The 25,842-nt window shown below is 43.2% G+C and carries 26 protein-coding genes; 7 read left to right on the top strand and 19 right to left on the bottom strand.

Annotated elements, in window-relative coordinates; translation table 11 throughout:
• Positions 1–52: 52 nt before the first annotated feature.
• From NEJAP_RS07930 to NEJAP_RS07920, 3 genes are all read right to left on the bottom strand, one after another.
• Positions 53–1,132, bottom strand: a complete 1,080-nt coding sequence (locus NEJAP_RS07930) for a poly(3-hydroxybutyrate) depolymerase (protein ID WP_201350100.1) — start codon at positions 1,130–1,132, stop codon at positions 53–55.
• A 64-nt stretch (positions 1,133–1,196) separates the two neighbouring features.
• Positions 1,197–2,039 carry a tetrahydrofolate dehydrogenase/cyclohydrolase catalytic domain-containing protein gene (locus NEJAP_RS07925; RefSeq protein WP_201350099.1) on the bottom strand — a complete coding sequence of 281 codons (843 nt, stop codon included), beginning with the start codon at positions 2,037–2,039 and terminating at the stop codon, positions 1,197–1,199.
• A gap of 75 nt (positions 2,040–2,114) precedes the next feature.
• Complete coding sequence (locus NEJAP_RS07920) at positions 2,115–2,717, bottom strand: helix-turn-helix domain-containing protein (protein ID WP_201350098.1); 603 nt, start codon at positions 2,715–2,717, stop codon at positions 2,115–2,117.
• 507 nt (positions 2,718–3,224) lie between these two features.
• On the opposite strand from NEJAP_RS07920, the gene NEJAP_RS07915 reads away from it, so the two are divergent.
• From NEJAP_RS07915 to NEJAP_RS07895, 5 genes are all read left to right on the top strand, one after another.
• Positions 3,225–4,229 carry a TRAP transporter substrate-binding protein gene (locus tag NEJAP_RS07915; protein WP_236591107.1) on the top strand — a complete coding sequence of 335 codons (1,005 nt, stop codon included), beginning with the start codon at positions 3,225–3,227 and terminating at the stop codon, positions 4,227–4,229.
• A gap of 78 nt (positions 4,230–4,307) precedes the next feature.
• Entirely contained in the window at positions 4,308–4,862 is a 555-nt protein-coding gene (locus NEJAP_RS07910) for a TRAP transporter small permease (RefSeq protein ID WP_201350097.1), read from the top strand.
• Between the two features lie 24 nt (positions 4,863–4,886).
• Positions 4,887–6,230 (top strand): TRAP transporter large permease, encoded by a 1,344-nt coding sequence (locus NEJAP_RS07905; RefSeq protein WP_201350096.1) that lies wholly within the window; start codon positions 4,887–4,889, stop codon positions 6,228–6,230.
• Between the two features lie 52 nt (positions 6,231–6,282).
• Complete coding sequence (locus NEJAP_RS07900; RefSeq protein ID WP_201350095.1) at positions 6,283–6,774, top strand: universal stress protein; 492 nt, start codon at positions 6,283–6,285, stop codon at positions 6,772–6,774.
• 516 nt (positions 6,775–7,290) lie between these two features.
• Positions 7,291–7,476: a hypothetical protein gene (locus NEJAP_RS07895; protein ID WP_201350094.1), complete on the top strand. Its 186-nt coding sequence runs from the start codon at positions 7,291–7,293 to the stop codon at positions 7,474–7,476.
• Positions 7,477–7,554: 78 nt separating this feature from the next.
• Here the strand turns inward: NEJAP_RS07895 and thiM are convergent, their stop codons facing one another.
• The 8 genes from thiM to NEJAP_RS07855 all read right to left on the bottom strand — a co-directional run bounded on the left by thiM (position 7,555) and on the right by NEJAP_RS07855 (position 17,311).
• The gene (thiM, locus tag NEJAP_RS07890; RefSeq protein WP_201350093.1) at positions 7,555–8,373 is read right to left on the bottom strand and encodes a hydroxyethylthiazole kinase; all 819 of its coding nucleotides are present in this window, start codon (positions 8,371–8,373) and stop codon (positions 7,555–7,557) included.
• Between the two features lie 24 nt (positions 8,374–8,397).
• The gene (locus NEJAP_RS07885) at positions 8,398–9,045 is read right to left on the bottom strand and encodes a helix-turn-helix transcriptional regulator (RefSeq protein WP_201350092.1); all 648 of its coding nucleotides are present in this window, start codon (positions 9,043–9,045) and stop codon (positions 8,398–8,400) included.
• An 11-nt stretch (positions 9,046–9,056) separates the two neighbouring features.
• Positions 9,057–9,356 carry a DUF6506 family protein gene (locus tag NEJAP_RS07880; RefSeq protein ID WP_028471030.1) on the bottom strand — a complete coding sequence of 100 codons (300 nt, stop codon included), beginning with the start codon at positions 9,354–9,356 and terminating at the stop codon, positions 9,057–9,059.
• Between the two features lie 369 nt (positions 9,357–9,725).
• Complete coding sequence (gene pta, locus NEJAP_RS07875) at positions 9,726–10,721, bottom strand: phosphate acetyltransferase (protein WP_201350091.1); 996 nt, start codon at positions 10,719–10,721, stop codon at positions 9,726–9,728.
• 200 nt (positions 10,722–10,921) lie between these two features.
• Positions 10,922–12,685, bottom strand: a complete 1,764-nt coding sequence (gene xsc / locus NEJAP_RS07870) for a sulfoacetaldehyde acetyltransferase (RefSeq protein ID WP_201350090.1) — start codon at positions 12,683–12,685, stop codon at positions 10,922–10,924.
• A gap of 64 nt (positions 12,686–12,749) precedes the next feature.
• Positions 12,750–13,856: an alanine dehydrogenase gene (gene ald / locus NEJAP_RS07865; RefSeq protein WP_201350089.1), complete on the bottom strand. Its 1,107-nt coding sequence runs from the start codon at positions 13,854–13,856 to the stop codon at positions 12,750–12,752.
• Between the two features lie 279 nt (positions 13,857–14,135).
• Entirely contained in the window at positions 14,136–15,614 is a 1,479-nt protein-coding gene (locus NEJAP_RS07860) for a PLP-dependent aminotransferase family protein (RefSeq protein WP_201350088.1), read from the bottom strand.
• A gap of 305 nt (positions 15,615–15,919) precedes the next feature.
• The gene (locus NEJAP_RS07855) at positions 15,920–17,311 is read right to left on the bottom strand and encodes an aspartate aminotransferase family protein (RefSeq protein WP_201350087.1); all 1,392 of its coding nucleotides are present in this window, start codon (positions 17,309–17,311) and stop codon (positions 15,920–15,922) included.
• A gap of 383 nt (positions 17,312–17,694) precedes the next feature.
• Between NEJAP_RS07855 and thiS the strand changes: the two genes are divergently transcribed.
• Entirely contained in the window at positions 17,695–17,898 is a 204-nt protein-coding gene (gene thiS, locus NEJAP_RS07850) for a sulfur carrier protein ThiS (protein WP_236591106.1), read from the top strand.
• Between the two features lie 49 nt (positions 17,899–17,947).
• Positions 17,948–18,745: a thiazole synthase gene (locus NEJAP_RS07845; RefSeq protein ID WP_201350086.1), complete on the top strand. Its 798-nt coding sequence runs from the start codon at positions 17,948–17,950 to the stop codon at positions 18,743–18,745.
• 111 nt (positions 18,746–18,856) lie between these two features.
• On the opposite strand, the gene NEJAP_RS07840 is transcribed toward NEJAP_RS07845, so the two are convergent.
• The 8 genes from NEJAP_RS07840 to tolR all read right to left on the bottom strand — a co-directional run bounded on the left by NEJAP_RS07840 (position 18,857) and on the right by tolR (position 25,841).
• Complete coding sequence (locus NEJAP_RS07840) at positions 18,857–19,582, bottom strand: ABC transporter permease (protein WP_201350085.1); 726 nt, start codon at positions 19,580–19,582, stop codon at positions 18,857–18,859.
• 181 nt (positions 19,583–19,763) lie between these two features.
• Complete coding sequence (gene nadA, locus NEJAP_RS07835) at positions 19,764–20,816, bottom strand: quinolinate synthase NadA (RefSeq protein ID WP_201350084.1); 1,053 nt, start codon at positions 20,814–20,816, stop codon at positions 19,764–19,766.
• Between the two features lie 115 nt (positions 20,817–20,931).
• Positions 20,932–21,618 carry a 7-cyano-7-deazaguanine synthase QueC gene (gene queC, locus NEJAP_RS07830; protein ID WP_201350083.1) on the bottom strand — a complete coding sequence of 229 codons (687 nt, stop codon included), beginning with the start codon at positions 21,616–21,618 and terminating at the stop codon, positions 20,932–20,934.
• A gap of 19 nt (positions 21,619–21,637) precedes the next feature.
• Positions 21,638–22,483 (bottom strand): tol-pal system protein YbgF, encoded by an 846-nt coding sequence (gene ybgF, locus NEJAP_RS07825; RefSeq protein WP_201350082.1) that lies wholly within the window; start codon positions 22,481–22,483, stop codon positions 21,638–21,640.
• Positions 22,483–23,013: a peptidoglycan-associated lipoprotein Pal gene (pal, locus tag NEJAP_RS07820; protein WP_201350081.1), complete on the bottom strand. Its 531-nt coding sequence runs from the start codon at positions 23,011–23,013 to the stop codon at positions 22,483–22,485. Before pal ends, ybgF begins: the two co-directional genes overlap by 1 nt.
• Positions 23,014–23,095: 82 nt before the next feature.
• The gene (tolB, locus tag NEJAP_RS07815; protein ID WP_201350080.1) at positions 23,096–24,385 is read right to left on the bottom strand and encodes a Tol-Pal system beta propeller repeat protein TolB; all 1,290 of its coding nucleotides are present in this window, start codon (positions 24,383–24,385) and stop codon (positions 23,096–23,098) included.
• Positions 24,386–24,387: 2 nt separating this feature from the next.
• Positions 24,388–25,416, bottom strand: a complete 1,029-nt coding sequence (tolA, locus tag NEJAP_RS07810; RefSeq protein ID WP_201350079.1) for a cell envelope integrity protein TolA — start codon at positions 25,414–25,416, stop codon at positions 24,388–24,390.
• Between the two features lie 8 nt (positions 25,417–25,424).
• Positions 25,425–25,841, bottom strand: coding sequence for a protein TolR (gene tolR, locus NEJAP_RS07805; protein WP_201350078.1), 417 nt, complete (start codon positions 25,839–25,841; stop codon positions 25,425–25,427).
• Position 25,842 lies beyond the last annotated feature (1 nt).

Genomic DNA, 25,842 nt, shown 5'->3' with positions numbered 1-25,842 from the left:
GCCTAAACCAGCCCGCTACTTGCGGGCTGATCTCTCTATAAAGCCTCATAACTCACTTTATATTTTCTATAGGGCTTATCAGGCGCTCTATCATCCGATTAATTGCCTGCATTTGCGGCGCCTTTTTGTAGGCATAATTAAATGGCGGTAAATTGTTACTGGTGTATCCCCAAAAATCCCAACAACCACGTGGGTTAACCGGGTTAACATGCGACGCTTTCACCTGCGGGTACAAGACAATTATATTATTACTATCCGCCACTTCCATATATCCGGTTTGCTCAATATAAGTAGTATTTATAACCGATATTCCCTGTCGGCACCCATGTAATGCCACATGTAAACGACATTGCTGCGTTTTACATGACTGTGGAATATACACGTAAGCATCATCATCCATACTCGTTATATCTGACTCAAAAAAAGCTCTCTGGTTGAACCGTAGCAAATCGCCCCCAGGAGTGGCGGCAGGCTCATTGAGCTCACCATAGAAATGCGTCAGCATTCTCAGGGCTTGTGGAATATTGCAATTATTTATATACGGCGATTGAGTGACATCACAGGCTGAATCTTCTGCATCATTGGTAATAAAAGCATGGCCCGCATTAACAGATTTATTATAAAAAATTTGATTATCGCTAAGGCCAATCGATTGATAAAAATCAAATGTTGAATCCACTACTTTTGTTACAACGGTTTTATCGTTTTGGCCAGAAAAGATATAGACCTTGTCATCCAAAAGGTTAGTAGGAGCATCAATCAATGCGGCTTCCGCTGATTCCTTTGCGAAATTAGCCAGCTCATCCCCATCAGGAAAAAATGCCGAGGGGCAAATAAACCAGGAGTATTTACAAGGATCCATGCAGGTAGTAAGTGCGTTAGTCAGGGGCGACATAAAAGAGAAAGTCGACGCACAGTTCCATGGCCCTCCGGCTACGATACCTGCTCCCACCAGTTTCTCAGAATAAGCCACATGAAACTGAGCCGCCATATAAGCGCCCGAAGACAAACCCGAAACCGAGGTTTGTTCAGCCTGCGCATTCATAGCAGGCAATCTCGTTTCTATGGCATGAGCATAGCTTGTTACTAGGATTATGAAACCGGCAAGAATGAGCGGCATACGCGATCGCATGAGGGGTAAACTCCAGCATCAGATAGTTGCGCTAAAGTTTACCTCAGCTCTGCGATAATAAATATTACAGAGAAGCCAGTTGGGCGGCTTTAAGTGTCTGACTGATAAGTGCATTAATCGTCATAGGACCCACGCCCCCTGGTACGGGCGTCATGGCTGAAACACGTGTTTCTAAACCTTGTTTTTCAATATCACCTACACCGCCGACATGATAACCCGCATCGATGACCACAGCACCATCGTTGATCCATTGCGCCTTTATCAGCTCTGGTTTCCCTACCGCACCAATAACAATATCAGCCTTCTGAACTTGCTGCGCTAAATCAACTGTGCGGGAATGGCATACAGTGACCGTAGCATTTGCATTTAACAGCATCGCAGCCATCGGCTTACCTAAAATAGGACTGCGCCCAACCACGACGGCATGTTTACCTTCCATCTGCACATCATAATGCTTTAACAAGGTCATGATTCCTGCTGGAGTGGCTGATCCAAAAGCTTTCTCTCCCATTGCCATACGACCAAACCCTTGCGTGGTGACGCCATCAACATCTTTTTCAAGTGAAATAGCATCAAAACAAGCACGCTCATCGATCTGTTCAGGCACAGGATGCTGAAGTAAAATACCATTGATCTCTGGATCATTATTTAAGCGCGTAATTTCTGTTAGTAACTCTTCAGTCGTGGTCTTTGCTGGCAATATAATACTTTTTGAGCCCATGCCCACTCGCTCACAAGCATTGATCTTCATTTGTACATACGTTGCTGAAGAAGGATCATCTCCCACAAGAATAGTGGCTAGCGCAGGTTTACGACCTCCTTGAGCTATCAGCTGATCCACTGCTACTTTTAACAACTGCTCGCGGTTTTTAGCTAATAGTTTTCCATCCAACACCTGTGCAGACATCTAAAAACGCTCCTAAATTAAAAACTGATATAGAACTAATAATGGCCTAATTCAAAAATGGTAAGTAGCTAGCACTTAATAGCTTGTACCTACGAGGGTCCAGATAACCACAGCCTCTTCATCAGAAGAGGCATTCAACACCCAATGCGGCTCATCTCCTGTTAAAGAAAAGCTATCACCCGCCTTTAACAGGAAAACTTTATTACCAATGCCTAGCTCAAGTGACCCTGACTGAATAAAACCAGCTTCTTCACCCTTTCGCTTTCTAGACTCTCGACTACCTGCACCCGGAGAAAAAGTAGTTAGGATCATCTGTAACTGCCCGCTCAAACGAGGAGAAAGCAACTCTTCACGTATTCCTGTTCCTGAAAAATTAAGGCTACGGCGAGCATTATGACGAACAATATGATTTCGTTCATCAAGGGGTGGATGCTGGTCGGTATAAAAAAACCAGCTTATCTGTACATCTAAGGCTTCGCTAATCGCTTGCAGCACAGGAATGGGTAAAGAAGAAACCCCACGCTCAACCTGGCTGACATAGCCAACTGAGCGTTTAATTTTTTCCGCCATAGCGACCAGTGTAATGCCCTTAGCTTTGCGTAAATCGCGTATCTGACTTCCAATACGCAGATTTTCACTTTCAGCAGTATCTTTGCTTGGCTGATGTGGCTGGTTCATTCGTTACCTATTGAGTGACATAACTACGGTGCATAATAACAAATAACCGTGTTGCACAGTATCGCTCCACATTAACAATTCAAATCCATACGGTACGAAGACACTCAAAAGACAAACTTCAATCGAAGGTATTAGATTACATCCATAATTTTGTCAAACATTCAGATTATTGAATAAAATTACAAACTTAGCATCTCGCCACAGCCCCCATAATTGCTGAACATCAAGACTGGATCTACTATGTACGATGAGCTGGCCCTAAAAAATATCACCGTATAAGTTAACTATTGGGTTATTGTCACTTTAGGATTATGGAACTTATTAGTTGAGTCACCAGGTTCAAAAAAATGCTTTTAAAGCGTGATAATAACTGCTTAGCACTAATAATACAGGGTCCATCAAAGACCACTACTATTAAAGCTGAGAAGTTAGCTTGAGTTTTTCAGGCGACCAAAACTCCCAGCTTATCTTGCAAGGTGGGAGAACATAAAAATCCAGGAGATACTTATGAAACATAAGAATAAGATCGTTAAAGTACTTTCCCTGACAGCTGGTATGGTGTTTTCTGCTAGCTCAATCGCCGCCAGCTGGAACATTGCTGTAGGTGACGGTGGCGGAAGTGCTCAGGAAGCCCTTGGTTTAAAGTTCATTGAAACTTTACAAGAAAAAACTGGCGGCAAGCACACAGCAAAATTATTCCTGAACGGTCAGTTAGGTTCTGAGCAGGACACAGTCAATGATGCGGCACTAGGCACACTAGACTTTTCCATTTTAGCAAGTAACAACCTCGCACCTTTCTCTCCTACTTTGGGTGTTCTTTCGCTTCCTTACATTTTCGAAAACCTTGAGCAAGCGCAGCAAACTGTCGAAGGCCCTATCGCAAAAGAATTGATCGCAAATACAATTCGTGATTCTGGTGTTCGCATTGTAGGTTGGACTTACTCTGGTTTCCGCGTTCTTAGTAACTCTAAAAAGCCAATTCAAAAATTGGCTGATCTAGATGGCGTAATTGTTCGTGTTCCTAAAAACGAAATCATGATCGATACTTATAAGTCTTGGGGTAATAACCCAACACCTATGGCTTGGTCAGAAACATTCACTGCATTACAGCAGGGCGTAGTTGATGGGCAAGACACGCCATACACTACAATCTATGCGATGAAGTTTGGTGAAGTTCAGAAGTACATCACTGATTTACATTACTTATTCTTGCTTGAGCCACTGATTGTTTCTGAATCTCTATACCAAGATCAGAATGCAGACACTAAGAAAGCAATCGATGAGTCAGGTCTTGCAGCAACAGCTTATAGCTTGCAGTGGCTGAAAGATCAGGAAGCGACAATCAAAGATGAGCTAGTGAACAAGTACAAAATGCAAATCGATACGCTAGCTGATGAAGCTGAGTGGGCTAAAAAAGCTCAGATGGCTGTATGGCCTAAGTATTATGAAAGTGTAGGTGGCAAAGACAAAGTGAATGCTCTACTACGCTCTTTGGGACGTGATGAAATCTAATTAAGTTGTAAGATTTCTTTATCACAATAAGCACATGCACCGCGCTTGGTGTATGTGCTTTATACCGGAGGTCATATCATGGGCAGTAAGATTGTTCATTTTCTTGATAATATTGAAAGTTACATCTGCCGTACGCTGTTGGTATTATTTGTAACATTACTATTTGCACAGATTGTATCCCGCCAGCTTTTTGGCTATTCATTCTCGTGGAGTGAAGAGCTATCCGTTTACATGTTTGTCTGGTTTGTATTCTTCGGTGCTAGCTATGCCGCCAAATTGGCTGCACACAACCGAGTGACTTTTCAATACAAATTAATGCCTGCAAAGGTACCACCTGTTTTAGAGTTCATCTCCGATCTCATCTGGATTGGTTTTAACTGTTACTTCGTATATCTATCATATGATTTCGTATTCAACAAAATGAACTTGTTCTGGAAGTCTCAGACACTTGGCATTCCAATGAAATACATCTATATGATTCTACCCATCGCGTTCTCACTTATGACCATTCGTATCATTCAGGTGAATTACTACAAGTTAGTGAAGGGTGTTGATATTCGGGATCCAGAATCCCAGGAGCTGGATGAGCTAATCGATGACGCTCATCACATCGACGAAAACAACAATAAATAATTCGATTAATTCGGGAGTCGGCTCATGACCGAAACATCAATTGTCCTTATCTTGTTCGGGTCGTTTCTGGGCTTGCTGATATTAGGAGCACCTGTGACTGTCTCACTAGGTGTGGCAGCACTAGCATCGTTCCTTTATCTTGACCAGAACCCAATAAAATTTGTCCAAATTGCTTTTACATCAGTAGGATCGTTCCCACTGATGGCCCTACCTGCTTTTATCTTGGCAGGTGCGCTCATGGAGGCCGCTGGAATATCCAAAAGGCTTGTCCATCTAGCGGAAAGTTTCGCAGGCCCTGTTACTGGTGGTATGTCTGCTGCTGCCGTGCTTGCGTGTATGTTCTTTGGTGCCATTTCTGGTTCAGGCCCGGCTACTACAGCTGCTGTAGGCATGTTGATGATTCCTGCCATGGTAAAGCGTGGCTATGATAAAGGCTATGCATCTGCTGTTACCGCATCATCTGGTGGTCTAGGTATCGTCATTCCACCTTCTATCCCTATGGTTATCTTCGGTATTTCAGCCATTGGTATGCAAGTACCCGCTGAAGCGATTGCTAAACATGGCGAGTTTCAAAGCGTATCCATCACCAAGCTATTTGTAGCGGGTTTCATTCCCGGCATGGTACTGGCCGGCGCATTAATGACACTCAACTATTTCCGTTGTAAAAAGCTAGGCTATAAAGGCACCGATGAAGGCTGGTCTCTTTCGCAGATAACAGGCGCTTTCCGCACTGGTTTTTGGTCTGTCATGGCTCCTCTGGTTATTTTGGGGGGCATCTACTCAGGCTTCTTCACGCCGACTGAGTCAGCAATTGTTGCTATTTTTTACACCCTCTTTGTCGGTTTCTTTATCCATAAAGAGTTGAAATGGAAAGACTTAGCTCGCTGCCTAGAAACCACCACATGGTTGTCAGGTCGTGTCCTCCTGATTCTATTCACTGCAACTGTCTTTGGTCGCTTACTGGTAGAGAATCAGATTCCAGCAATGGTTGCTGAGTCTATGCTAAGTGTGACGGAGAACCTCTATTTAATCTGGATACTGATCATTGCGTTTTTATTGTTTGTTGGCATGTTTATGGAAACACTGGCAGCCATTATGATTCTAACGCCTGTACTGCTGCCTGTTACCTATAACCTAGGGATTGACCCAGTACATTTCGGCATTGTTATGGTATGTAGCTTATCTATCGGCTTTTCCACGCCCCCCTTGGGAGAGAATTTATTTGTTGCCTCGGGTATTTCAAATATTTCACTTGAAGAAGTCACCGCCAAAGCGCTTCCCTTTGCGCTGGTTTCGGCTATGGCTGTGATACTGATCGCTTTTGTACCAGACATATCACTCTTCTTACCCAGAATGTTTGGTTACTGATATATCCGCCCTCTCACACGAGAGGGCTTTCATTTATTAGAGGGATATCATAATGCTACCTGAAATCCGAAAAATCCTTTATAGCACTGACCTTTCCGCAGGTTCCACGGCGGCATTTGAACACGCGACCTACATTGCTAAAAAAACGGGTGCTGAAATTCATATATTGCATATTGTTGAAAAACTATCGAGCGAAGCCAAAATCACGCTGCAAACTTATGTAATGGATTCATCAAGCCGACATGAGCTTTTGCAAGAACGTGTTCAGAACGCCAGAAAAAAACTAGACGAACGCCAAAGCAATTTTTGGGATAATCTTCATAAAGATGATGCAGACGTTCAAAAACAGATTAAATCGATCAATGTGATAGAAGCTTATCCTGAAGAAACGATTTTAAAGATGGCAAAAGACTTAGATATTGATCTCATCGTTATGGGAACGCACGAAAAAGGTTTGCTCCATACCTTTTTAGGTAGTGTGGCAAAAAATGTATTAAGCCATACTCGTACACCTGTGATGATTGTTCCTTTATCCAAAAGGTAGGTCGTTTAGAGAACGAAAGTATATTTAACGCCACCACCTGCAATAAAAAAAAGCCCTAGCACTTTCATGCCAGGGCTTCATCACATAAGGGGGAACATCTGCGATAAACCAATTATGGTTTCATTATTTCCTTATCAGAAACCGCTCTTTAAAATTGAAATATTAGTATAAACAGAACAACACCCCATACGTAAACAAACTTTAAAAACAATACTTATAACCGGAAAGAATATAAATTATAAGCCTTTAATAAAAATAGAAAAATCATAGAAAATAACACCGTAAATACTATTACCACCTTGGTATTATTTATAAAATAATACCACCCACTCTCCTCAAAGCCCCTCTCTATAAATAAATATAGCGTCTATCAGCCACATTAAAATTTAAATTAACCCCTCAATCTAGTTGACGACTACAAACTAAACAAGCTATAGGTTAAAGGCGATTTCAAAGTTCGCAGTGTTAAAAACTGCCTGCTAAAAACTGTTCGTTTAATAAGATGAGGACGTAGCTATGATCAACAAAGAACATATGCAACAAATAAACATCCGAACTAGTATTAATATCCAAGTTGAAGAACTGTTACGCTGGAGAGACCCGCACTGCCCTGATAGCTTATTACTACAGGAAGAATTCAGCCACGTTGATAATGAAAATGATTTTTGGATGGAATCAGAAGAAGAACTAACCCGCCACTAACAACAGGCCAACTGAGCAGCTAGCGCACGCAATGCGCTAGCCCGGTTTTACCCATTAAATAACACAAACCCTAGTGTTTTAAGCTGCGATCTCTTTGCACATTAAGATATGTGCATTCTTAGCCAGCATTACGTCGTCAAGCCCATATAGGGTATCCAACAAATGCATATGTAAGCTACCAGGGCCCTGCGACTGTTGTGCAGCGATTTCTCCTGCGACAGACAGCGTTAGCATTGCCTGAACACTTGCATCAAATGCACGCCGATTAACAGCTAAGAACGTAGCGATGAAAGCAGTTGCTGCACACCCCATTGCCGATACCCGGGTTTGCATTAAGTCGCCATTAGCGATCATGAGGGCTTTTTTTCCATCGGTGATAATGTCAGCTTCACCTGTTTGAACAACAACCGAGCCTGTTTGTTCGGCTAATAACCAAGCAGCTTCAGCCGTGTCTTTACCAACAAGCGCTTTAATCTCAGCACTATTGCCGCGAATAACGGTTGGCTTAAACGTAAGTAGTTCGTGAGCATAATCACAACGCTTTTGCGAAGCATGTACCGATACAGGGTCAAGTACCCAGGGACGATGATAATCAAGAGCGGTTTCAATTGCCAAGGGTATGGCAGCTTTACGTGCTCCATCCAAGGTTCCTATATTGATACTCAGGCTATCAGAACTGGCAACAAACTCCTGGATCTCTTCAACCCCCATTGTTAATGAAGGTCTTGCCCCTACAGCAAGTAATATATCAGAGGTAAAATCCATGGCGACAGTATTAGTAATACATTGCACCCGAGGTTTTTGACGAGCTATGGTAGACAACATAACAGCACTAGAAGATGCATAATCTGTGCTACTTTGCGATTCGATATCAAATACATTAAATACAGAAGACATAGCTTACCTCCAAAAATCATTCAATCAGGAACGTATATTAGGCCACTGATCCACTTTTATAGCCTGCATCGCAACGACGAGTTGCGTGCGGTTCTCAATTTCAAGCTTGCGTAGAATGTTAGACATATGTGTTTTAATAGTGTGCTCAGTCAAAGACATTTGATGCGCTATTTGTTTATTCCTTAAGCCACAGCGAACCCATTTCAGAACATGATTTTCTTGACCCGACAATCGGCAAAGGGCATGCCCTAAACGTGTTTTTTGACTATCCATAAGTTCATTTGGAACTTCATCATCATAACGCCAAATACAACCATCAAGTACCGTTTTGATTGCCTCTCCGAACTCTTTAAGTGAAGCTGTTTTAGCAATAACACCGCTTACGCCACAAAATAATACTCGGCGCATCCAAGTAATATCTTTGTTATCAGTCAACATAAGAATTTGAGTATCAGGGCGGCGTAAAACACGCTTAACATGCTCCAACTCTTCCAGCCCATTAAGACGTGCATCAAGAATTACGATGACAGCTTCCTGACGCTTAGATAACAAACGAGTCAATTCACAAAAACTATCAACACAAGATATCTTGGCCACTATGCCAGCGTGATCAAGCGCAACCTGAACGCCTAAACGGTATAATGGAGATGCATCAGCAATGATGATTTTCATAGTGACACCTTTTAGCTCAACTCACTTTTAAGGCGTGCTCGTTCATCATCTGTATATTGAACATACCCTACTGGAATATGGTCATTGATTGCATCACGTATTTGTTGTGCATCTTCTGCGGAAAAAGCACCACAAAGCTCAATAAGCTGCACATCTTTAGTGATCATCTCTTGTGCAACCATTTCTGCCTGAGCTACATCAGAAACACCTGACACCATCATGCTAAAGTTCTCACTATTCAAACGTGCATGGTGCTTAAACATCTCTAGGTCATTACTTTTAACAATAAAACCATATCGTTGTAGTGCCATCCCACCCTCCTGAAAATATATTATTATGATTGTAAGAGCATTAGCTCTACTTTCTGAAGCCTATTCAATAAAAGCACTCTGCTAAAAATATGCCTTTACCTTTGAGTTCCCTCATTTAAGACTGCTTTCAGAAAACCCCTTAGTGCCAGAGCTTTTTGAAATGTGGAACCAGTCATAATTAAATACAGGTTTACCCAAAAAAGTCGTAGCCAATATTCCTTTCACATGCAAACAAAAAAAAACCGTTTCATGCACACCATGAAACGGCCAATTCAGCAGCAAGCTGATAGGGACGAGCGTAAACAACTAATGCATTACAAACGAAAATAAAACAAATAATCCTTTTAGAAACAGCTAAATAAAAATATTTTACACGTGCGCTTGCACAACAGTAATTGCGATAACGTTAACGACATCTTTCGCGCTACAACCTCTTGAAAGATCATTGGCGGGTTTATTTAAGCCTTGCAAAATGGGCCCAATTGCGTCGGCTTTACCAATCCTCTCTGCCAGCTTGTAGCCAATATTTCCCGCCTCTAGATTAGGAAAAATCAGTACATTGGCACGTCCATGGGTCGCTGAATCGGTTACCTTTCGATCAGATATTTCTGCAACAATCGCAGCATCTAACTGCACATCACCATCAATCGCTAAATCTGGCATTTTCTCTTTTACCAAACTGGTCGCTTCTACCACCTTATCCACGGCAGCATGTTTAGCACTACCACTTGTAGAGAAAGACAACATGGCAACACGTGGTTCCTCTTCCAGTAAGGTTTTAGCGCTATTCGACGCTGACATCGCAATCTGTGCGAGCTGTGAAGCATCAGGGTCAATAACTAGACCACAATCGGCAAAAAGCACTCCGCCTTTAAGCTCATGAAAAGGCTCACATAGCATCATAAGGAAAAAGCTCGATATCATCGTACTAGAAGGTGCCATACCAATAATTTGAATCGCAGAGCGAACAGTATCACCCGTCGTATAAACAGCACCTGCTACTGAACCATCAGCATCACCTAAACGCACCATCATCTGTGCATAATGCAGAGGGTCTTTCATACTGATAGAGGCCTGCTCATTTGTCATTCCTTTAGCTTGGCGCAATTCAAACAATGCTTTGGCATATCGCTCTGATGAATCTGATGTCGCGGGGTCAATCAGCGCGATAGAATTCAGATCAAAGCCTAATTCAGCCGCTTTACTGTTAATTGAGGCGGTATTTCCCAATAGCGTGATATCAGCAATACCTTTTTGAGTTGCTATCACTGCCGCTTCAATAATGCGAGGATCTTCCCCTTCTGCAAGTACTACCCTTTTAGGGTCTTCACTTGCACGTTTAAAAATATTATTCAGGGCTTTCATAACGTCTTATCCTCAAGGATTGATCAGAGGCAGCCTCTAAGCAACTCACTATTAAAAATGAGCTATTCACAGGAGCCTAAAAAGAATCAATATAAAATTGCCTAACAATATCGAGTCTACTTACAGACATATGTGAAGTTTAAAAGAACCGAAGGCCGGCTAGCCTTCGGTTAGATAGGTCTTAGTCAGTCTACAAAGGCTTACTGGAAGTCTTTGTACTTATCTAAGTGACGAACAGGCTTAGACAGTGCATCACGACGGAACGGATCGCCTAACTCACGAGTACACATGATCTCGATAACTGTAGTCTTACGATTTTCCATCTGATCATTAAGAGCGGCTTTCAAAGCGGCACCAACGTCTTCTAGCTTATCAACTACAACACCTTGAGCACCCATAGAGCGAGCAATGTCAGCAAAGCTTGGGTTTTCTAGCTCACCAGCAACAAAGCGGCGGTTATAGAAATCTACCTGATTCTTCTTCTCTGCACCCCATTGACGGTTATGGAAAACGATTGCAGTGACAGGAATATCTTCACGTACGCATGTCATGATTTCCATCATAGACATACCCCATGCGCCGTCCCCAGCATAAGAGATACCTGGACGATCAGGCGCTGCAACTTTAGCACCAATCATTGTAGGCAATGCGTAACCACAGTTACCGAAAGCCATTGCTGCAAAGAATGAACGTGGGCGTTCAAAGCGCAAATAGCTGTTAGAAACAGAGTTAATGTTACCGATATCTGTTGATACCATTACATCAGCAGGCATTGCTTTTTCAAGTTCACGTAGAACCTGACGTGGGTGTAAGTAAGAACCTTCTTCACCACTTTGCTGTTCGATCATCTCCATAGAGTAATCGTCACGCTCATGGATCCACTCGTCCAGTTCCTTCTCCCAAGCTGCTTTCTCAGCGGCAACTTCAGCTTCACGAGCAGCTCGGTTCTCAAGACACTTAGCAGGCTTGCCTTCCATCAGAGCCATAATAGATTTAGCGGCTGCTTTAGCATCACCACAAATAGCTACATCAACTTTCTTAACCAAACCTAGCATTTTAGGATTGCAATCAATTTGGATGATTTTAGCGTTCTTCGGCCAGTAATCTAGGCCATGTTGTGGCAAGGTACCGAATGGACCTAGACGAGTACCAAGGGCTAGTACAACATCCGCTTTAGCAATCAACTTCATCGCTGCTTTAGAACCCTGGTAACCCAGAGGGCCACACCAGTTAGGGTGAGATGCAGGGAAAGAGTCATTGTGCAAGTAGCTGTTTACAACAGGCAGGCCAAGCTGCTCAGAGATAGCGATAGCTTCATTGAAAGCATCACCGATAACAACACCACCACCAGAAATCATTACTGGGAATTCAGCATTGGCTAGTAATTCAGCAGCCTCTTTAAGTGACTCTTCGCCACCAGCAGCACGTTCGATACGGATAGGCTTAGGAATTTCACAGTCAATATCTCCGTAGAACAAGTCACGTGGAATGTTCAACTGAGTAGGACCGTTTTCTAGCATAGCGCGGTCAAAACAACGTGCAGTATATTCAGCCATACGTGCGTTGTTAGTTACTGTTACCTGAAACTTAGTAATAGTTTCGAAGAACGGTAGCTGTTGAGCTTCCTGGAAGCCACCCAACCACTGAGTGTTAGTACCCGTTTCTGGCGTGATACATACAACAGGAGAGTGAGCCCAATAAGCAGCAGCAATTGCTGTAACAAAGTTTGTAATACCCGGACCATTCTGAGCAATACATACACCGTGACGGCCTGAAACACGAGAGTAACCGTCAGCCATATGACCACCGCCCTGCTCGTGCACTACAGGAATTAAACGAATACCTGCAGGAGTGAAGATATCCATTGCGTCCATAAAAGCTGAACCCATGATACCGAAACAATCAGTTACACCATTTGCAACAAGTGTTTCCACCATTGCTTCACTAGGAGTCATACGAGCCATAGTCATAATTCCTTATTATTAATATTGACAACAATGTCTGCTGTCGGTAGAAAAAGTTAAATAATCAAGCACAGTAAGAGATGTATTCACGTCCTAGTGCATCAGCTACTTCTTTGCTGGTAATCTGCCCGTTATGGACATTCAGACCATTCGCTAGATGCTTGTCACGGCGAATTGCTTCCTGCCAGCCAAGATCAGCTAATGAAACGATAAATGGCAGCGTCGCATTATTTAGAGCCAATGTTGAGGTGCGCGCAACCGCCCCCGGCATATTGGCAACACAGTAATGAACAACACCATCCACAATATAAGTAGGGTCTTGGTGTGTGGTTGCATGAGACGTTGCAAAGCAACCTCCCTGATCAATTGCAACATCTACGATTGCTGAACCAGGCTTCATACGAGAAACCATATCGGCAGTCACCAGTTTAGGAGCTGCAGCGCCAGGAATTAACACACCACCAATCACTAGATCAGCTGAGAGAACGTGCTCTTCCAACGTTGCTTTACTTGAATAGACAGTTTGAATAGCCGTTCCGAATTCAGATACCAAGCGGCGCAACACATCGACAGAGCGATCTAAGATAACCACTTGTGCGCCCATCCCAATAGCCATACGAGCGGCGTTTGAGCCAACTACACCGCCACCAATAATAGTTACTTTTGCTGGTTCAACACCTGGCACACCGCCAAGAAGCATACCGCGGCCTTCTTTGGATTTTTCCAAACAAGCGGCACCTGCTTGAATTGACATACGGCCAGCGACTTCAGACATTGGCGCTAATAAAGGCAAACCGCCTCTCTCTGATGTGACCGTTTCATAAGCGATACATGTTGCACCACTCGCTTGAAGGTCATCTGTTTGATCAGGGTCAGGTGCGAGGTGAAGATAGGTAAATAGCAACTGGCCAGGACGCAGCATTTTACGCTCAACAGCTTGCGGCTCTTTTACTTTAACGATCATATCTGCAGCAGCAAATATCTCTTTTGCTGTCTCAATAATCGTCGCGCCTGCCGCAAGGTAGTCTGCATCGGTAAAACCAATACCAACACCGCCATTAGCTTGGACCATCACTTGATGACCACGACTGGTTAGTTCCTCAACACTAGCGGGAACCATGCCAATCCGGTACTCATGATTTTTGATCTCTTTAGGAACGCCTATCAACATAATACCACTCCCATTTACTATTATTATCATTCAAGGTAGTAGAGTTTTTTTCTGAGTTGGTCTGTTAGAAAAACATCATTACCAACGCAAGTTGCATGGTTAGAAGATTAGGAGTGTGGCCCTAAAGTCAGTAGAACCAGATTAAAAGAATGGGTTGAGCCAGAGAGAGGGAAGCCAAACAAATATTTAAAAACGCTTTAAATACAAACAATTACAATAATATAAAAATAAAAAAAACCACTTATCAAAGTGGTTTTTTTTGGACCCATCTACACGAAATCAAACCATTGCGTGAATCAATTCTGCCAACTTCTTGATTCCTGGTTCAATCCGATCAGTAGAAATAGAGGAATATCCTAGCCTGAAGTAGTTCTTAGGTGGCGCATCATCAAGAAAATGAATTGCACCTGCCTCAATCAAAATACTCTCCTCTTTTGCACGCTCTTGTAAAACAGAGGCATCCAAACCTTCAGGGCCTTTGACCCAGTAACAAGAGCCCCCAAATGTCGGCTGATCATGCGACTCTGGTAGGTGGGCAGTTAGGGCCTCATCCATTGCTCTCCAGCGTGTTTGATAATTTCGCATAATATTCATGATCAACGAATCGTGATAGCCACGCTCTAAAAACAACGCAACTGAGCGCTGATTATTAGCTGCTGGATGTCGTACCATTAAGCGCCGTAAAGCTCTAGCTTCATGAATAAGCTCCGCAGGCCCTACTAAATAACCAACCCGCAAGCCCGGAGCAAGCGTCTTTGATAAGCTGCCGATATAAAGCACTCGATCGTTTTTATCCAAGCTTTTCAGGGCCGGTATAGGGTTGGTTTTAAAGTTGGTTTCGCTCTCATAGTCATCTTCGATGATGATGAAATCATCTTCATTAGCGCGACGTAACAGCTCGTATCTACGCTCTATTGGCATAGTAACTGTCGTCGGACACTGATGACTAGGTGTGGTATACACAAGATCACAGCCTTTAAGGCGATCATCAACAATCATTCCATCCTTATCGACTGGAATAGTGCGCACCTGAGCAGGGTTGAGTTTGGCTATATTGCGAATATCTACATAACCCGGATTCTCCAATCCCATCACACTCGTGTTATCAAGGAGAAGCTTTGCTAGCATGTATAGCGACTGCTGTGCACCAACTGTGACCAAAATCTGATCAGCAGAAGCCCACACGCCGCGCCGTGGCAATAAACGCGTGCGGATCTGCTCGACCAACAAAGGGTCATCATTATCAAAACGATCCGCCGCCCAATCACTAATCGACGGGCCACTTACCGCATCACGACAACACTCACGCCAATTGACCGTCGGAAATAGCGAGGCATCAAACTGCCCATAAATGAAAGGATACGTATACTTTTGCCAGTCACGCGGCTTGATAATATTGGTTTGTTGAGAAGGCTTTAATTTAAAGCGCCCTTCCCAATATGGACAATAAGTACCTGTCGGCTCATCCTCTTTTGAGTCACTCGGAGGAAGCGCTTTTACTTGTCCTTGTAAAATATCAGGGTTCACGTAATACCCACTTCGCTCTCTTGCTATTAAATATCCATCATCTAGCAAGTGCTCATAAGTCAAAACGACTGTATTACGTGCAACATGAAGCTGCTGAGCCAATTTTCGACTTGAAGGTAGTGGGGAATCAACGGGAATGTTGCCATTCAATATAGCCGCTGCTATCTGCTCTCTCAACTGCTGCTGCAGACTGCCGCCCTTACCAGGAGTTAAGTGAAAGAGATGAAACATTCATTTAGCCTTTTACAATAATTTCTTGTTTTAATTTTTGCACACTGAAATCTGGCCATCAAACAAACGTTAGTAGACAACCCCAAGTAGCAAACCTATAAGTGATGCATGAAATAAAGCACCATTACACGCAGTATAGTGTATGGCAGCCGATTACTCAGCAGACTTGTATCAAGGACAGAGAAATATTAATTTTTGGTAAATTTTTCAACGAGGGAAGCAATTTAGCATCAAAAAAACAGCCACCCAAGAATGGGTAGCTGCCTTTTTCATAGACAACGACTGAGAGAGTCGTGCCTTATGCTTTATGCATTAGGAGCGAGTTCAGCCAATGCATTATCGATAGCATCTACGATTTTATCGATATCTGCTTGTGTAGCAATTAACGCAGGGCTCAAGCAAATAGTATTGTTATACTCTTTGAATGAACGGTTAGTACGACCAATAATGACACCATTTTTCATGCAATGTGCACCAATAGCCATCGCTACACTTTCATCAACAGGCTCTTTAGTAGCACGGTCTTTAACCATCTCAAAACCAGCAAATAAGCCTTTACCACGCACATCACCAATGACGTCGTATTTTTCCATTAGCTGATTTAAACGCCCTTTTAGGTACTCACCTTGCTGATTTACATTATCAAGCAAATTCTCATCTTCGATGATTTGCATGTTAACTAATGCAGCAGCAGGGCCTGCAGTACAACCACCAAATGTTGAGATATCACGGAAGTAATCCATACGTGGATCTTCAGGGTCTTTAAACTGATTAAATAGCTCTTCAGTCATAACGGTGCATGAGATAGCTGCATATCCCGATGCAACACCTTTAGCCATAGTCACCATATCTGGTTTAATACCGTAATGCTGGTAACCAAACCATGTTCCAGTACGACCTAAGCCACAAACAACTTCATCAATATGTAGCAGGATATCGTATTGTTTACAGATTTCCTGAACACGCTCCCAGTAACCATGAGGCGGCTCAATAACACCACCACCTGCTGTGATTGGCTCTAAGCACAATGCACCAACAGTTTCAGGACCTTCTGCAAGAATGACTTTTTCAATCTGGTTCGCAGCCCAAACACCATAGTTTTCTTTATCTGATTCTTCTTGAGCACGATATTCACAGCAGTGTGGTACTTCAACAAAACCCGGAGTAAACGGGCCGTATTGGTTTTTACGTTCATACTGACCAGTCGCACTCAGCGCTGTAATAGTCGTTCCATGATAATCACGCTCACGGAATAAAATTTTATGCTTCTGACCGCCATTTTTCTTAGCAGCTAGCTGGCGAACAATTTTAAATGCTTTCTCATTTGCTTCTGAACCCGAGTTTGAATAATAAACACGGCTCATGCCTGGCATTTTGCTAATTAGTTTTTCTGCAAACTGTGCGGCAGGTACGTTACCCGCCGTTTGAGCAAAGTAGTTAAGGGTAACCAACTGGTCACGCACAGCATCAGCAATTTCAGTACGACCATAGCCAACATTGACTGTCCATACTGCGCCTGATACGGCATCCAGATACTCATTACCTTTCGCATCCCAAACACGCATGCCTTCGCCTTTAACAATAACCATCGGATCAGCTTCTTCAAATGGTTTATGCTGCGTTAGATGATGCCAAATATGTTTACGGTCGTTACCAACCACTTCTTTTGCATCAAATTCGTTAGCGTTGTAAGTCATACTCACTTCCTCTGAAATACTGTTATTTTTATACTGAGGCAGGAGCTCTTGCTCCTAACTTCTGTCGTTTTTATAGAGACTGAAGCGCGTTAACGTACTTACACTTAAGGTTTAACACCTATAAAAAGCACCCCGCCCGGCCTAGCAATGACGTTTAAATTACTGTCCAAGCATGAAAGTGAGTTAGAACCAGATGTTTCACAATAATGATACCAGCGTATTAAATTTGCTTTTAAACCCACATCAAAACTCATACTCAAAGCTCTGGACTCACAATTCAAAACACTTTGGCTCTTCTAGATACACAGTAGTTTTCCGACTATTGCAGCATAAAAATAATTGAACATATCTATTGTTCTGGTGTGAATTAGAAGGAAAATAAAATGATTCGGCTCACGGTTAACGGCGAAACAATGCAGCTTTACAACACAGATAATTTAAAACAATTACTAGAATCTCTTCACCTAGGCCAGAAGCGAATTGCTGTTGAAGTTAATCATGAAATCATCCCTAAAAGTTTGCACCAAAGCACGCGCATCCGTGAAGGTGATCAGGTAGAAATTGTACGAGCAATTGGCGGCGGCTAACAAAAATTCATCTCTAATTCATTAGCTTAGCAATTCACAGGAAGCAAATATGACACCTGATATTATTTTGAATGATCCGTTTATTATTGCTGACCGCACCTTCACGTCTCGACTGATGATAGGTACAGGAAAGTACAAAGATATGGAGGAAACACGTCAGGCGATAGAAACGAGTGGCGCCGAAATAGTCACTCTAGCTTTGCGTCGAACCAATATTGGCCAAAACCCAAACGAGCCCAATTTACTGGATGTTATCTCGCCAGAAAAATATTGCATACTGCCAAACACCGCATTTTGTTATACGGCGGAAGAAGCTGTACGCACCTGCCGTTTAGCAAGAGAACTTCTCGGTGGACACGACCTTGTTAAACTTGAAGTGCTCGGTGATGAAAAAACTTTATACCCCAACGTCACAGAAACACTCAAAGCCGCTGAAGTATTAATAAATGATGGCTTTAACGTCATGGTTTACACAAGTGATGACCCGCTAATAGCTAAACGCTTAGAAGATATGGGTTGTGTTGCCGTTATGCCACTCGGTGCGCCCATTGGCTCTGGACTTGGTATTAGCAACCCTCACAATATTAAGCTAATTCTTGAAAATGCTAAGGTACCCATTATTGTAGATGCTGGTGTAGGAACACCTTCTGATGCAACGCTCGCTATGGAGTTAGGGTGCGCGGGAGTGCTAATGAACAGCGCAGTAGCACATGCCCAACAACCTGTATTGATGGCCCAAGCTATGCGTAAAGCTGTTGAGTGTGGCCGTGAAGGTTACTTGGCTGGGCGGATGCCTCGTAAAGCGTATGCCAGCGCCTCCTCACCGATTGAAGGTACTATTTCATAACTAAAAATCTATAAAATGACAGCAGTAACAGATGTTAATAGTCTGATGCTGGCTGTCATTTTCTTCGCTATACCTCCCTGTTCACACGCATAAGCGCGCTCTTGTAATAACTTACTTTTTAGCCTCTGTTATAGCTGCTGAAACATTACGGTAACGACGACCTAATAGCCACAACATCATTGCTGCCCCCATACCGCTTGTTCCCAAAATCATCGTCATAATCATAATCTGATAACGCACAGCTATCAGCGGCGATACACCCGACAAAATTTGCCCTGTCATCATTCCCGGTAACGCGACTAACCCTACTGCAAGCAGACCATTAACTTGAGGTATCATCGCGGCATGAAAAGCATTTAACCTTGCTTGCTTTTCATCTTTTCCTTCGTGCAGCTCAGCATGGTAGCGCTCTGCTGCCAAACTAATTGCGTTCATGGTATTGGCAAAGTACATACCCGCTAGCGGTATCATTACACGGGGTTCATACCAAACATCGACATCTAACACTAACTTCAATGTTATTAACAGATGTAAAGTAACGGCTAATCCCAAAGCAATAAAAGCCGGTTTTAAAAAGCCTTTGTGGTGTCTAACCGGGCGAATAGCTATCCAAGAGGCTGCGCTAATCATCACCACTAATACCACTAAGGTAAGCCAAATAGATGGGTTACCAAATAGAGCGACTAAAATGTAGCCCACACCGATCAACTGTAATGTCATTCTTGCACTAGATAACAATATTTCAGACGGTTTACCTTGCCAATACAGATAAATACCGCAAATCATCAATACGGGAAGAGCACACCATGACAGTGACAACCAAGATATAGTAGGCATATTTACAGGGCTCCATTCCTTGAAAAGCAGCAATTTGAGAAAAGTTTGTCGAGGTATTATGCGACATAACGTGTCACGTTAAGAGGAATATACTAGGTGTTAGAAGTAGAGGAGATGTTACAGCAAAACATGAAGTGATAATGATCACCCGCTCAGCAGAGCACTGAGCGAGTGTTATATTTTACTTATTCAGGCTATTAGAAAAATCTAACATGCGCTGTAACGGGCGACGAGCATCCTCAATCAATGACTCATCGACCAATACTTCTCCTTCACCTGTTTCAAGTGCAGAGATAATATTTTCAAGACCATTCATGGCCATCCAAGGGCAATGAGCACAACTACGACACATTGCACCACTTCCGCCAGTAGGCGCTTCTATGAAAGTTTTGCCAGGGGCTGCTTGGCGCATTTTATAAAAAATACCGCGATCAGTTGCCACAATAAATGTTTCATTAGGCAGCTCAGATGCCGCCTTAATTAACTGTGTTGTAGAACCGACTACATCGGCAATTTCCACAACAGCATCGGGTGATTCTGGGTGAACTAGCACTGCCGCTTCTGGATAAACGCTTTTCAGCTCAAGAATACCTTTAGCTTTAAACTCTTCATGAACAATACATGAGCCATCCCACATCAACATCTCAATGCCGGTTTGCTTTTGTACATATTCACCAAGATGCTTATCAGGCGCCCAGATAATCTTTTTACCTTGCTCTTCCAGGTGCTCAGCAACATTAACAGCAATACTCGATGTCACCACCCAATCAGCACGCGCTTTCACCGCTGCGGAGGTATTAGCATAGACAACTACTTCGTGGTCTGGATGCTGATCACAAAATGCCGAGAACTCTTCAATTGGACAGCCAATATCCAATGAACAAGTCGCTTCAAGCGTTGGCATCAAAACACGTTTTTCTGGATTAAGAATTTTCGCTGTCTCACCCATAAAACGAACACCAGCTACCACTAATGTTTGCTCAGGGCGCTGTGTGCCAAAACGTGCCATTTCAAGTGAATCAGAGATACAACCACCGGTTTCTTCGGTGATTTCCTGAACGATAGCATCAGTATAGTAATGAGCTACCAAGCAGGCATTTTTCTCTTTAAGCAATGTTTTAATACGTGATTTGTAGCGGTCGATTTCAGCCAGCTCCATCTCACTAGGCAGGTGTTCCTGCGCAAAGTGTTCCTGAACCAGAATACGATCCGAAATGTCCTTCTTACTCAACATAGTCAGATATCGCCAGTAAAAAATAAATGGGAAGGATAGATTACACTATGGCGCAATTTTTTTCACGCCACAGTGGCCCCTAGAAGACTCTCATTGCGATGAGAGAATGCCTAAATTAGACACTAATATAACGTGTAGGGTCGATAATACCTGCATCTTCAAAGCCCTTAGCACGCAAACGACAGCTATCACAAACACCGCAGGCAAACCCATTATCATCAGCTTGATAACAAGAAATAGTATCTGCATAGTTAATACCGAGCGCCAAGCCTTCGCGAATAATATCCGACTTAGACATATTCATTAGCGGCGTCTTAATTGTTATACCCTGGCCTGAAACACCTGTTTTTGTTGCCAAGTTGGCCATTTTTTCAAATGCATCAATAAACTCTGGACGACAATCTGGGTAGCCTGAGTAGTCAACCGCATTGACACCGATGAAGATCGAATCGGCTTCCAGCACTTCAGCCCAACCTAACGCCAGCGACAAGAAAACCGTATTACGTGCAGGTACATAAGTAACAGGGATCCCGCCGGTTTCATGATCCGGCACATCGATATCATGGTCAGTTAACGCCGAACCGCCAAAGTCTTCTAAGTGAAGGCGAATAATACGATGTTCCGAAATTGCTAACTGCTCAACAATACGACGAGCCGCATTTAATTCGGTTAGCGAACGCTGCCCATAGTCAAAGCTCAAAACATAACACTGGAAACCTTGGCTCTTTGCCATGGCTAACGCCGTGGCCGAATCTAGACCTCCGGATAACAGCACAACAGCCTTAGGTGCAGGCGTACTCATAACAATTCTATTCCTAGTTTTATTGATTTAACGCACTTTCAGCCAACTGTGCAGCTGAAGTTTCAGGATACTCTGTCACTACTCGGGACATAAACGTCATAGATTTTTTGAGATCACCCTGCTGTTTGTAAAGAATCCCTAATTTGTATAAAGCATCAGGCGCTTTACGAGATTGGCTATACTGATCAGCCACGCGTAAAAAGGCCTCTTCTGAGAGAGGATGCTTACCTTGAGCTAGGTAGATCTCACCCAACCAATAATGAGCATTCGGCACACGAGGGCTATCAGGATAGTCGGTCAAAAAGCGAGAGAAGCTTTGTGCTGCACCGTTAAAATTGCGCTCACGAACCAACTTAAAAGCCGCCTGATAATCACCCTGATCCTTCAAGTTTGGAGCGTCTTCTAATGGTTTAGACTGATCTTTAGCAGCAGGCTTGGCCAGCGTTGCTGCAGACTTACCTGCATTAGCTGTTGCATTAATGGGTGCTGTGGGCACTTTTTCAGAGCTACTATCCTCTGGCACGCCACCGGTAGACATGCCAGAAGCATCTTCGTCTTGCATCTGGCTTTGTAAAATAAGACTTAGTCTGCGATCAAGATCTCTATAACGCTCTTTTTGAGATGCTTCCAGACGCTTGAAACGGTACTCTTGAGACTCTAGCTTGCCTCGTAGTTCACGCACTTCATCTTGTAACTGCTGAATAGTAATAATCAGCTGGCTATTTTGTGACAAAGCATAATTACTAGAAGATCCACCAGCCTGATTAATTTCAATAACAGGGACTACCTGTGCAGCCTGCGTAGCCACCGTAAAAACAGTGGCTAACAAACCAACAGATATTCTTTTTGAGAATATCAATTTCATTAGCGCGCTTCGTATTTCAGTTCAACACGACGATTCTGTGACAACGAGCCTTCAGAAGAACCCATGACAGCCGGTTTCTCTTCACCATAGCTGATCGATTCAACTTGCACGCCACTCACTCCATTAATTGCTAAAAAACGCTCAACAGATTTAGCACGACGTTCAGCAAGCGCCATATTGTATTCACGTGTTCCGCGCTCATCCGCATGGCCTTCTAAGCGTACAGAAGCGGAGGGATGCGTTGCTAAATACTGAGCATGCGCTTCTAAATCAGCAATACTATCACTACGTACCGATGAAGCATCAAAGTCAAAATAGAAAACAGTTTGCAGGTTGGCTACATCAACTGAGCCACCAACACCGGAACCATTTACACCAGAACCTGATCCAGAGCCATAAGTAGTCGCAGAACCATTATCCGTTGAAGATGAGCCGCTATCATCAGTTAGGGTACTTGGCGAACTACAACCCACAACCCAGGCAACAGATAACGCTAAAGATATTGCTTTTGCAGCATTGGAAACGCGCATAGTAACTCCTAAAAAATTTTAATAACCTTGATCTACACCAAGGCCGTAGTTTAATCACTACTAATTTATGGGTAACAAAAAATTATTGCAAATAAGGAGACCAAGCAGGCTCTCTCACATCACCACGCGTATTAGGCATGGTAAAACGAACACGTCCATCTAACGAAACACCGGCTAATACACCCCGTCCACCTTTTTTCGTGGCATAAAGAATAATACTTCCGTTAGGTGCAATCGTTGGAGATTCGTCCAACCCTGTACTGGTTAAAATATCTAACCGGCCTGTTTTTAAGTCTTGGACTGCAATATGAAAACCTGATGAATCCTGATGTACCATGGTTAAAAAGCGACCATCCTGTGTTAAGCGACCACGGCTATTATACCTACCCTCAAACGTTAAGCGCTTTAGGTCTCTTGTAGGTAAATGCAGAGAATAGATTTGAGGCATTCCACCGCGGTCGGAAGTAAATAATAAAGACTCTCCATCGGGTGCCCACGTAGGCTCTGTATCAATACCATAATGGCGTGTAATACGATCTAATTGCCCCGTTGCTAATGTCAGCACATAGATTTCAGGGTTACCGTCTTTAGAAAGCACTAGTGCAAGCTTATCGCCATTAGGCGACCAAGCAGGTGCTCCATTTAAGCCTTTGAATGACTGAATTCGCTGGCGCTGCCCCGTAGCTAGATGCTGTACATAAATAGAAGGACGTGTACTTTCAAACGACACATACGCTAACTTGCTACCATCTTTAGACCAGGTCGGCGATAGAATAGGCTCTTTAGATTCAAGTATAGTACGCGGCCGAGCACCGTCAGAGTCCGCCATCTGTAAACGATAGCGATAGTTATTCTTGCCCAACATTTCTGCGGTGACATAAACAACACGTGTTGAAAATGCGCCTTTAATACCGGTTAATTGCTGGAAAATTTGATCCGAAATATAGTGAGCTACATCTCGAAGATTAGCTGAATTACCGTTTACTGTTTCAGACCACACCAGCTGCTCTTTAAGCACATCATAAAGCTCAACCGTTGCTGTAATTTGTCCATTAGCTGCAGGTAAAAGGCGGCCAACAACAAGGTAATCGCTTCCTGAAACACGCCAATCACGGAAGAATATTTGCTCTTTACTATGAGGCGTACTCAGCATGTTTTCGCGCTTCATCATCTTGAAAAAGCCACTTCGACCTAAGTCTTCAGATACGATTGTTGCGATGTCATCACTTAACAGCTCACCATCCCAACCAAAAGGGACAACGGCGACGGGTGTGGGTGCGTCAACACCTTGAGTCACTTGAATGAGCAATTCTGCACGAACAACTATTGACGATAGCAGTAAGACAACACCTAGCAGTACTTGTTTAACCATGTTTACCACCTTAATCCTTCTGGTCGGAATTCAATAATAACGCGACGTAATTCTCTTTCAAAAAAGAGCGGGTCGACTTCTCTAACACGAGGAAACTTACCAACTCTTAATACTGCTTTTTCGGCCGACTTATCAAAAGCTGCATCACCGCTGCTTTGGATCACTTCCACACTATCGACCTCACCTGAGGGAAACAAGCGTATTAGCACTTTAGCCTTCATGCCATTACGAGTATTACTCGGGTATCTCCAGTTTCGCTCTATCAGTGCTTGAATATACCCACTAATCTCGGCTCGCATTTTATTGGCGCGCTCTGCTGCAGCCGCTTTACGATTAGCCGCGTTTTCAGCTGCCAAGCGCTCTGCTTCTTGTTGTTTTTTCTCTTCTTGGGCTTTGCGCTTTGCTTCTTCACGTTTTAACTTATCTGCTTTTCGCTTCTTCTCAGCATCGGCTTTCTTCTTGGCCTCTGCTGCTTTGCGCTTTTTCTCTGCATCACGTTTTTTCTTTGCGTCAGCACGCTTTTTAGCTTCTAATTTTTTCTTCTCTTCTTTCTTTTTTAGCTCTTTTTTCTGTTCTTTCTCAGCAGCAATTTTACGCGCAAGCTCATTGGCCTTCTGTTCTTTCAGTTTAGCTAGCTTCTTGGCTTGCGTTTCTTTACGCTGCTGCTCAGCGATTGCTTTTTGTTTTATTTCTTTCTCTTGCTGTAGCTTTTTAGCCTGCTGCTCAAGCTTTTGTTGCCTTTTCTGTTCTAGTTCACGTTGCTGTTGTTTAAGCTCTTCTTGGCGCTCTTGCTCGACTTTTTCGCGCTTTTTTTCTTGCTCAGCTTTTTTTAGCTGATCTTGCTGAAACTTCTTTTGTAAATTTTCCTGATTACTTAACGCTTTTAAGTCAATCATTTGTGCCTGAATGTGACGAGGCGTTCGATGGTAAGGGTCCTCTTGCTGAAACCAATGAGGGATCAATAGCAGCAGCAACCCGCCATGCAAAATCAGCGCAAATAGTATTGGAATAATATAACTGGCTATACCCACGCGATAATCTACTCAGTGACCAAGCCAACACTACTCGCACCTGATTGCTGCATCAGGGACATCAAGGTCACGACCTTATCGTAGTAGACATTTTTGTCTCCCCGAACCAGCAACAGCTGTTTTGGATTAACACTCATAATTTTTTGAACACGTGACGATACTTCTTCGCTACTGATGGCTTCGGTTTCAGAGCCGCCAATATTAATATAATACAGGCCCTCTTTATCAACAGTAACAATGACAGGTTCTTGATCCTGAGCATCAACAGGTTCAGCTGTTGCTTGAGGGAGCTCAACACTGACACCTTGCGTTAACATCGGCGCTGTCACCATAAAAATCACTAACAGCACCATCATGACATCAATATAAGGAACCACATTGATGTCGGCATTGAGCTTTCGCTTATTCTTGTTCCGTCTAATCATC

It is taken from the genome of Neptunomonas japonica JAMM 1380 (genome assembly GCF_016592555.1).
GTDB lineage: Bacteria > Pseudomonadota > Gammaproteobacteria > Pseudomonadales > Balneatricaceae > Neptunomonas > Neptunomonas japonica_A.
The sequence above is the reverse complement of the archived record's forward strand: the minus strand, read 5'-3'. Positions and strand labels throughout refer to the sequence as shown.